At 70.2% G+C, this 8,809-nt stretch carries 10 protein-coding genes; 4 read left to right on the top strand and 6 right to left on the bottom strand.

The window, feature by feature from the left end; genetic code table 11:
- From ACFWI9_RS27445 to ACFWI9_RS27425, 5 genes are all read right to left on the bottom strand, one after another.
- The coding region (locus tag ACFWI9_RS27445; protein ID WP_387165979.1) for a TetR/AcrR family transcriptional regulator at positions 1–636 on the bottom strand (636 nt) is incomplete at its 3' end.
- Positions 637–770: 134 nt separating this feature from the next.
- Positions 771–1,487: a phosphatase PAP2 family protein gene (locus ACFWI9_RS27440; RefSeq protein ID WP_387165977.1), complete on the bottom strand. Its 717-nt coding sequence runs from the start codon at positions 1,485–1,487 to the stop codon at positions 771–773.
- Positions 1,488–1,521: 34 nt separating this feature from the next.
- Positions 1,522–2,457, bottom strand: a complete 936-nt coding sequence (locus ACFWI9_RS27435) for a M56 family metallopeptidase (RefSeq protein WP_387165975.1) — start codon at positions 2,455–2,457, stop codon at positions 1,522–1,524.
- 86 nt (positions 2,458–2,543) lie between these two features.
- Entirely contained in the window at positions 2,544–3,104 is a 561-nt protein-coding gene (locus tag ACFWI9_RS27430) for a DUF5134 domain-containing protein (RefSeq protein WP_387165973.1), read from the bottom strand.
- A 120-nt stretch (positions 3,105–3,224) separates the two neighbouring features.
- Entirely contained in the window at positions 3,225–3,611 is a 387-nt protein-coding gene (locus ACFWI9_RS27425) for a VOC family protein (protein WP_387165971.1), read from the bottom strand.
- Positions 3,612–3,796: 185 nt separating this feature from the next.
- On the opposite strand from ACFWI9_RS27425, the gene ACFWI9_RS27420 reads away from it, so the two are divergent.
- Entirely contained in the window at positions 3,797–4,348 is a 552-nt protein-coding gene (locus ACFWI9_RS27420; RefSeq protein ID WP_387165969.1) for a GNAT family N-acetyltransferase, read from the top strand.
- 32 nt (positions 4,349–4,380) lie between these two features.
- On the opposite strand, the gene ACFWI9_RS27415 is transcribed toward ACFWI9_RS27420, so the two are convergent.
- Complete coding sequence (locus tag ACFWI9_RS27415; protein ID WP_387165967.1) at positions 4,381–5,064, bottom strand: glycerophosphodiester phosphodiesterase; 684 nt, start codon at positions 5,062–5,064, stop codon at positions 4,381–4,383.
- Positions 5,065–5,494: 430 nt separating this feature from the next.
- Between ACFWI9_RS27415 and ACFWI9_RS27410 the strand changes: the two genes are divergently transcribed.
- Genes ACFWI9_RS27410 through ACFWI9_RS27400 form a run of 3 tightly spaced genes read left to right on the top strand, consistent with a single transcriptional unit; the run spans position 5,495 to position 8,750 of the window.
- Positions 5,495–6,892, top strand: a complete 1,398-nt coding sequence (locus ACFWI9_RS27410; protein ID WP_387165965.1) for a DUF6421 family protein — start codon at positions 5,495–5,497, stop codon at positions 6,890–6,892.
- Positions 6,893–6,918: 26 nt separating this feature from the next.
- Positions 6,919–7,674 (top strand): SDR family NAD(P)-dependent oxidoreductase, encoded by a 756-nt coding sequence (locus ACFWI9_RS27405; protein WP_387165963.1) that lies wholly within the window; start codon positions 6,919–6,921, stop codon positions 7,672–7,674.
- On the top strand, positions 7,671–8,750 hold the full coding sequence (locus ACFWI9_RS27400; RefSeq protein WP_387165961.1) for a threonine aldolase family protein: 1,080 nt from the start codon (positions 7,671–7,673) through the stop codon (positions 8,748–8,750). The genes ACFWI9_RS27405 and ACFWI9_RS27400 overlap by 4 nt, the downstream gene beginning before the upstream one ends.
- Positions 8,751–8,809 lie beyond the last annotated feature (59 nt).

The following is an 8,809-nucleotide window of genomic DNA, read 5'->3' as shown; positions in this document are numbered from 1 at the left end:
GCGGCCGCGGGCCCCCCCCCCCGCCCCCGGGGGGGCCCCCCCCCCCCCCCCCCCCACGCCGAGCTCCCAGTCCAGCCCGTACCGCTGGAACAGCTCCGCACGCAGCCGTTCCAGCGGCATCTGCGCTCCGGGCACCACCACCGTGAAGACCGCGCCCATCAGCAGCGCGCGCAGCAGCGGGTACTCCGCGTCCACGTCGGCGGAGCCGTACCGCTCCAGAGCCCCGCGCAGCAGGAACTCCAGTCGCTGCTGCTCAGAGCACCGGACAAAGCCCTCCGCCTGGAGTATCCCGGCCATGTGCGCGCGCATCAGCACCGGTCGTTCCACAGCGAGGCCGAGCACCGCGTCGATCGCGCGTGCGAGCCCTTCCGTGCCGTTCTCCGTCCGGGGTTCGCGCTCCAGGGCCGCTTCCAGCGTCAGATGCATCAAGCGGTGCACCGCCGACTGGAAGAGCTGCCGTTTGCCCGTGAAGTAGTACGAGACAAGGCCGCGTGCCGACCCGGCGCGGTCGGCGATGTCACCCAGGGTCGTCGCCTCGTAACCGCGTTCACCTACAAGGTCCACGGTGGCCTGCAAGAGACGCTCACGGGAGCGCCGCCGCAGTTCTTCATTGACCGCTGCGCTCCGCGGGGACATGCTTGACTCCTGCGTTGACTGGCTTCCAGCCAATATACTCGACGCGAAACCGCCCCCCTGGGCCCCGTGCCTGGTCAGCGGCGGTTACCAGCCCGACCGGGCGACGCGGGGGATCGCCCGGTCCGGCCGGTTCGTCAGCTCCGCACGCCCGGGGATCTCTGCTCGGGTGCCGTGGGTACGCCACCGCTGAAGCGTTCGTAGGACGTGATGGCCAGACCCACCACGCAGACTCCCAGCAGCCAGCCGGCGACGACGTCCGAGAACCAGTGCACCCCGAGATAGAGCCGGGTGAAACCCACTCCCAGTACGGAGAAGGCCGCGACGAGTACCGCGGCCCACCAGACACGTGTCCCCACGCTCTCCCGCCCGAGCAGCCACAGCAGCAGCCCGCAGACGACCGTCGCGGTCATGGCGTGTCCGGACGGGAAAGCGGCGTACTGGGCGGTGTCCAGCGGTTGCTCCCAGTGCGGCCGGTCACGGCCCACCGCGGATTTCAGCGACTGCTGCACCACCGTGCCCAGGGCACTGGCGGCGGCCACCCAGAGGGCCGGCAGCGTGGCGCCGCGCCGCAGCAGCAGCACGACCACCGCGACCAGCAGCGCTCGTATGGCCCACGGGTCCCACACCCAGTCGCTGAGCACACGGTTGGCCTCGGTGAAACCGGGCTCGGTGTGCGCCGAGCGGTGCAGGGCCCGTGCGATCGCGGTGTCCAGTGACAGCAGCGGCGCCCACGGGGCGGCGACCAGCACCAGCAGGAGCAGCGCCAGCGCCGCGGCGACCGCGGCGGTGAGGGCGGGGGCGCGGAAAGGGGTTCGCGTCCGAGTGGACTGGACAGGTGGGGGAGACCACATAGAACCGATCCTTGCCCACGATGGCCGCTCTACGCTATCCGAGCGCCCTCAGGCCGGGAACGAATGCCACGAGCAGCGGAACGACCGGCACCAGCGCCGCCGCCGCGGTCAGCCCGAGCCGGTGACCCGCGGCGAGCCGGGGGAGCGGTGCGAGGAGCCGGTTGACTCGCTGCGGCAGTTGGGCGTCAGGAGTGGGGCACGGGCCGAACACGCCCCGGTGCTCGTTCAGCTCCACGAGCGCCAGGGCGATGGTGAGCCTCCCGAACCGGCGTGACGCGGAATCGTCCGCGGCCAGCTCCACCAGCCGGTGCATCTCGTCCCGGAACGCGGCGAACACCGGCACCTGGGGAAAGCCATTGGCCAGTGCCGCGGAGCAGTGCAGCAGCCAGTCGTGCCGAGCCCGGGCGTGCCCCTGCTCATGGGCGAGCACCGCGTCGAGCTGACGGCCCTTCAACCGGCGCAGCGCCGCAGTGGTGATGACCAGCTGGGGCGCGGCACCAGGGAGCCACCAGGCGTCGGGCCGCTCGCCCTCCAGCAGCACCAGGGGGTCGCTGCCCGCGTCCTCACCCGGCAACAGGGGGGCGCGCACGAGGAGTTCGGCCCGGCGTCGCTTGCGCCGGGCGTGCGCCCTGTATACCTCCCGGGCCAGCATCGCGCCGGTCCACAGCCCGCCGCACGCCAGCACCACGGCGAGCACCGCGGACCAGGGCGCATGTGCTCTCAGCGCATAGGCGTTCACCACGGCGGTCGGGGCTGGCGCGAACACCTGGCCCCGTACGGCCTGCCAGGCCGCAGCGGCACTGAACGTCATGGAGAGCGCGAAGCTCAGCAGCACGGCCGCGACCACGCACTGCCACACCCACAGTGCCACCACAGGCTCGCGCTCCGGCCAGTCGGCCCGCGCCATCAACCGCGGCGCCACCACGGCGGCCAGTGCGCCGAGCACAAGCAGCGCGAGCGAGACCATCATGGGAACCAGCCTATGAGCGCAGCGCTACCACCGGGTACGGCTTAGCCTGCCATGTGACGTACAGCACGTTTTCGTCCGTCGCCGCGTCAGACGGTGAGCAGCATGGCCACCATGGCCACCCCCATGGACACCTGGCAGGCCAGCGCCAGCTCGGGCCGTGCTCCCCAGGCCGGTGGCACGGCTGCCGGAGGTGCCGCCACCGGGACGAGGCGCGCCCCGGAACGCAGCACGAACACCGCGAAGTAGACCAGCAGGACCCCGGTCAGCAGGGGGACACCACCGGCACCGGTGTGCGCCGTGTGCCCGGTGTGCGCCCCCGTGCCCGGCATGCTCGGCGCCATCGTCAGTGCCATGTACACCATGGCCAGCGAGCCGACCAGATGATGCAGATGGTGTGTGCCGCCGCGCGCACGCCGCAGCGCCCACAGGGCGCGCAGTCCCAAGGCCGCGAACACGGCCGCGTACACCTGCCACGCCCACGGTCGCGGCAGCGAGATCGTGGCGGGCAGGGCCATCGCGGCCATCCCGAAGCCCATCACCGCCTCGCCGCCCGCCACCTCGCGCTCCTCTCCCTCGCCGGTGCGCATCCGCAGGACGCAGTACGCGCCCGAGGCGGCGCAGAGCGCGATGAGCAACCAGGCCGACATCGCCGTACCGTGCACCGGGTACCTCCCCGCTCGACGGGTGTCGGGGGAGGTGATGCCCCGGGCGCGTGCGGCACATACGAGCGCACGGGCGTACACGGGGGCACGGAGCCGGCGCTCGGCTCAGGGCCGGAACCGCAGGGGATGGTCATCGGGCACCTCGACCACGGCGATCCGCACCCCGTCCGGGTCCAGTACCCACATCTCCACCAGGCCCCAAGGCTCACGCCGCGGTGGCTGTTCGACCGTGGCGCCGTGCGCCAGCACGTGCCCGTAGGCGGCCTTGGCGTCCGACACCTGGAGCCACAGGGAGAGACCCGGCGCGGGCGGGGTGTCAGAGCGCCCGGTGATCTCCAGGAAGCCCCCGCCGAGGAAGTAGACCGTCCCGCGCTCGGGCCCGGTGCCGAACTCCCGGTAGATCTGGAGGCCGAGTACGTCCTCGTAGAACCGCCGGGACCGGTCCGGATCCGTCGGCCGCAGCAGGACGCGGCTACTGAGCACGTGCATCATGGGGAGCACGTTAGACCGCCCGGGAGGGATGGGCGATGATCCGGGCCCGCGACTCCACCCGTCGGCGCGGCGGGCTTCCGGCGCGGAGGTCGCGATCGGGACCGGGCAGGCCCTGCCGGGGCGGGGCATAGGATGCCGTCACGCCAGGACGCCAGGGAAACGATTCCCCGATCGCTGGGAGACCCATGGACACCCCGCCGGTGCACGAGCCCGCACGGCTGACCTTCCGCGACGCGACCGAGGCCGACGTCCCGGAGCTGGTCACGCTCATCGACACCGCGTACCGCGGTGGCAGCGGCCGGGCAGGCTGGACCACGGAGGCGGACATCCTGGACGGGCCTCGCACCGATGCCGAGGCGGTTCTGGCGTTGATCGGCAGGACCGGCAGCAGGATGCTGATCGTCGAGCGCGACGGGTCGCCCGTGGGCTGCTACCAGTTGGAACACCGGGGTGACGCGGCCTACTTCGGCATGTTCGCGGTGCGTCCCGACCTCCAGGGCGCGGGGCTCGGGCGGCAGATCATCGCCGAGGCGGAGCGCGGTGCGCGGGAGATCGGGGGTGTGCATGAGATGCACATGACGGTGATCTCGGTACGCGAGGACCTCATCGCCTGGTACGTGCGGCGCGGCTACCGCCGTACGGGAAAGATGACGCCCTTCCCGTACGGCAACGAGCGTTTCGGGCAGCCGAAGCGCGACGACCTCCGGTTCGAACTGCTGGTGAAGGACCTCGGCTGAACGACCCGGGCCCGACGGACCCGGCGGCGGGCTCAGGCCGTGAAACGGCCGGTACGCCGGATCTCCGGGTGGTCGGTGGTCGCGCCGTCGAGTTCCAGCGCGCGCACCAGCCGCAGCTGGGTCTGGGTGTTCACCACCCAGCCGATGACCCTGAGTCCCTCCCGGTGCGCGTGCTCGACGGTCTCCAGGGTGAGCCTGCGGATGTTCAGGGCGAGGGTGGCGGCGCCCACCGCCTGCGCCCGCTCCACCACGTCGCTGCCCCAGCGGCTGGCGACGAGGACCGTGCGAACCCCGGGTACGAGTGCCGCGATCTCCGCGATGGCCTCGTCATGGAAGGACGACACCTCCACCCGGTCGGCGAGCTCGCGCTTGAGCATCACCTCGGCGAGCGTCCGTGCCGCGGCGACATCCTTGATCTCGGCCTGGAGGGGCGCCCGCACCGCGTCCAGGACTTCCTCGAAGACCGGGACGCGCTCACCCCGCCCCGCGTCGAGCTCCCGCAGTTCGGCCAGTGTCTTCTCGGCGACCGGCCCGGTGCCGTCGGTCGTGCGGTCCACGTCCGCGTCGTGCATGACGACGAGCGCGCCGTCCTTGCTCAGTTGAAGATCGAGCTCGATGACGTCCATTCCGGTCTGCTGGGCGCGGACGAAGGAGCGCAGGGTGTTCTCCGGTTCGACACCCATGACCCCGCGATGACCGATGGTGAGGAAACTCAAGATCTTCTCGCTTCCGTCGATGGTTCGGGCTCGGACTCGGGCTCGGGTCGCTTGCGGCACGGCCTGGGCGCAGCCTAATCCTCCGCGTGCGTTGCGTAACCGGTCGTGCACTCGTGCGTGGGCGCGTCCCCACAGGCTTGACGGATCGGGACCCCTGCCGGTGGGCATCGCCGGCAGTGCCCGCGCATGGAATCCGGCCAGCGGGGAACGTCTACCCGAGTCGCCGTGGGTTGCCGATGGCCACCGCGCCGCCCCCGACCCGCCGCCGCCCTCACTCACCGCAATCCTCGCGTCGCCGTGTGTGTGAGACAGTAAAATCTGCGGCGATCTCGGGGGTGTGGCAGGACAATTTCCCAAGGTCACACTTGTAGTCGGGAGACACGCATGGATACGCTGTCTTGACGCGAGTTTCTCCCGTGGAGGAAGTGAAATGACGGAAATCCTTGTGCAGGACGCCAAAGGTAGCGAAATAGCCACCGCACAACGGGTTATCGAGCACCCCGCCTGGCGGACGCTCAAGGATGCGGTCGAGGAGATCCGGCCCTGGCAGTCCAAGGACGGCTCGATCGACTTCGACGCCGACGGCGCCCCGGCCCGCGCCACCGCCGAGCAGGCGGTCGAGCGGATCATCGGCGCGGTCGAGGAGCTGTCCCCGCTGCTGCCGCACGACGCCGCTTACCACGCCGCGCTCGCCGGTGACCTGAAGAAGTGGGCCGGCAGCGGCTTCGACCTGCCCGACTTCCTGGACTCGCTGCTCGCCTTCCAGCCCGCCGCGGACCGCCGGGACGGCCTTCAGCACCTGGTCGTCTTCCCCATGTACACACAGAACGGCAACCCGGACCGCAACCTGGAAGCGGTCGTGCTGCGCATGGTCTGGCCGGATTGGCTCGCAGACCTCGAGGCCACCCGCTTCGACAACCCGTTGTTCTGCGGCATCACCTTCGAGGACTTCACCCCCGGGTACGACACCAACTCGGCCGTTCTCTTCCCCGAGACCATCGCCGTGCGCGAGGCCCCCGAGCGCTTCAGCTGGGGCGGCATCTTCTGCGACCGCGAGGCAGCCCGCTTCCGCCGGGTCACCGAGGCCGCTGTCGACATCCTGGGCGTCGACCTGCCCGAGGACATCGCCGCCATGGTCCACGACCAGGAGCGGTGCGAGAAGGCCTTCGTCCTGTGGGACATCATCCACGACCGCACCCACAGCCACGGTGACCTGCCCTTCGACCCGTTCATGATCAAGCAGCGCCAGCCGTTCTGGATGTACGGGCTCGAGGAGCTGCGCTGCGACCTCACCGCCTTCAAGGAGGCTGTGAAGCTCGACGCCGAGGGCAATGAGCACGGCCGCGACGTGGTGTACGCGGTGCTCTTCGACCGTATGTTCCGCTTCCCGGTCACGGGTGACCGGGTACGCAACTACGACGGCCTCGGCGGACAGCTGCTGTTCGCATATCTCCACAAGCACGACGTCATCCGCTGGACCGACAACAAGCTGCGCATCGACTGGGAGCGGGCCCCCGAGGTCACCAACCAGCTCTGCGGTGAGATCGAGCAGCTGTACCGGGACGGCATCGACCGCCCGAAGCTGGTGCACTGGTTCAAGGCCTACGAGCTGGTCTCCACCTACCTCGCCCCGCACCCCGGCTCCCGCTGGGCCAAGGGCCCCGACGCGCTGGACCTGACGCAGCCGCCGCGCAAGCTGGTGGACGACGTGCTTCCGGACGAGTTTCCGCTCAGCATGTTCTTTGAGGCGCTCTCCAAGAAGCTGAAGAACGTGATCGCCTCCACCAAGGGGATCACGGCGGAGAACGCCGAGCGAGTCGCTGCGTGAACTCTCGTACCGAGGAGACCGACACCATGAAATCGAACGGCAACGGGGCACTTGAAGGTGCCGTGATCGCCGTGGCGGGAGCGGCCGGGCCCGCCGGCCGCGCGGCCCTGCTGCGGCTCGCCGAGGCCGGGGCTGTCGTCGTGGGCGCCGACGCCGACACCGAGCGGCTCGCCGAGGCCGTGGACGCCGCCCGATACGCACACGGCGGTGCGACCGTCACCGGGGACACGGTCGATCTGCTCGACCTGAACGCCACCCGCGAGTGGGCGAACCAGACCGAGAAGGAGTTCGGCCGGATCGACGGCCTGGTCCACCTCGTCGGCGGCTGGCGCGGCAGCGCCACCTTCGCCGAGACGGAGCTCGCCGACTGGAACCTGCTGGAGAAGCTGCTGATCCGCACGGTCCAGCACACCTCCCTCGCGTTCCACGAGGCACTGCGGCGCAGCGACCGCGGCCGGTTCGTCCTGGTCAGCCAGTCGGGCGCGGCCAAGCCCACCGAGGGCAACGCCGCCTACGCCGCCTCGAAGGCAGCGGCCGAGGCCTGGACCCTGGCGCTCGCCGACGCCTTCCGCAAGGCCGGGGGCGAGGAGGGCCCGCAGGCCGCTGCTGCGATCCTGGTGATCAAGGCACTGGTGCACGACGCCATGCGAGCGGAGCGCCCCAATGCGAAGTTCGCGGGCTTCACGGACGTCAAGGAACTGGCCGATGCCATTGCCGGAGTCTGGGACCGGCCCGCCCAGGAAGTGAATGGACAGCGTCTGTGGCTGACTCCCAAGCCGTGAGTTCGTCAAAGCACCCGAGTACGGATGCCCGCCGGCATCACGACCCCGAGGTTCGCGGCTTCGCCAGCGACAACTACGCGGGTGCGCACCCCGAGGTGCTGGCCGCACTCGCCCTGGCCAACGGCGGCCACCAGGTCTCCTACGGCGAGGACGACTACACGGAGTACCTCCAGCGGATCATGCACAGCCACTTCGGCTCGTCCGCTGAGGCGTTCCCCGTGTTCAACGGCACCGGCGCCAACGTGGTCGCGCTCCAGGCGCTCACCGACCGCTGGGGCGCGGTGATCTGCGCCGAGTCCGCGCACATCAACGTGGACGAGGGCGGTGCGCCCGAGCGGATGGGCGGCCTCAAGCTGCTCACGGTTCCGACGCCGGACGGAAAGCTCACCCCCGAGCTGATCGACCGGCAGGCGTACGGCTGGGACGACGAGCATCGTGCGATGCCGCAGGTCGTGTCGATCACCCAGAACACGGAGCTCGGCACGGTCTACACCGTCGACGAGATCCGGGCGATCGTGGACCATGCGCACGGTCTCGGGATGAAGGTCCACCTCGACGGCGCGCGGATAGCCAACGCGGCGGCGGCGCTGGACGTGCCGATGCGTGCGTTCACCAACGCTGTCGGTGTGGATGTCCTGTCGTACGGCGGTACGAAGAACGGGATGCTCTTCGGCGAGGCCGTGGTGGTCCTCAACCCGGACGCCGTCAGCCATATGAAGCATCTGCGCAAGATGTCCATGCAGCTGGCCTCCAAGATGCGCTTCGTCTCGGTGCAGCTGGAGGCCCTGCTCGCCAAGGACCTGTGGCTGCGCAACGCCCGGCACGCCAACTCCATGGCTCAGCGGCTCGCCGAGGGTGTACGGGCTGTCGACGGCGTGGAGATCCTCTACCCGGTGCAGGCCAACGCGGTCTTCGCGAGGCTTCCGCATGAGGTGAGCAGACGGTTGCAGGAACGCTTCCGCTTCTACTTCTGGGACGAGGCGGCCGGCGATGTCCGCTGGATGTGCTCGTTCGACACCAGGGAGGACGATGTGGACGCCTTCCTCCTCGCGCTGAAGGAGGAGATGGCCCGCTGAGGGCTGTCCGTCCCAGGCATTCGTCATGCTGAGGGCCGTTCGGCAGCGCGCTGCCGAAC

The organism is Streptomyces sp. NPDC127084, assembly GCF_042724175.1.
GTDB lineage: Bacteria > Actinomycetota > Actinomycetes > Streptomycetales > Streptomycetaceae > Streptomyces.
The sequence above is the reverse complement of the archived record's forward strand: the minus strand, read 5'-3'. Positions and strand labels throughout refer to the sequence as shown.

Bases quoted from the DNA above. Each gene is read 5' to 3' on its own strand.
- ACFWI9_RS27440 (WP_387165977.1), bottom strand. From the start codon at position 1,487: ATGTGGTCTCCCCCACCTGTCCAGTCCACTCGGACGCGAACCCCTTTC.
- ACFWI9_RS27435 (WP_387165975.1), bottom strand. From the start codon at position 2,457: ATGATGGTCTCGCTCGCGCTGCTTGTGCTCGGCGCACTGGCCGCCGTG.
- ACFWI9_RS27430 (WP_387165973.1), bottom strand. From the start codon at position 3,104: ATGTCGGCCTGGTTGCTCATCGCGCTCTGCGCCGCCTCGGGCGCGTAC.
- ACFWI9_RS27425 (WP_387165971.1), bottom strand. From the start codon at position 3,611: ATGATGCACGTGCTCAGTAGCCGCGTCCTGCTGCGGCCGACGGATCCG.
- ACFWI9_RS27420 (WP_387165969.1), top strand. From the start codon at position 3,797: ATGGACACCCCGCCGGTGCACGAGCCCGCACGGCTGACCTTCCGCGAC.
- ACFWI9_RS27410 (WP_387165965.1), top strand. From the start codon at position 5,495: ATGACGGAAATCCTTGTGCAGGACGCCAAAGGTAGCGAAATAGCCACC.
- ACFWI9_RS27405 (WP_387165963.1), top strand. From the start codon at position 6,919: ATGAAATCGAACGGCAACGGGGCACTTGAAGGTGCCGTGATCGCCGTG.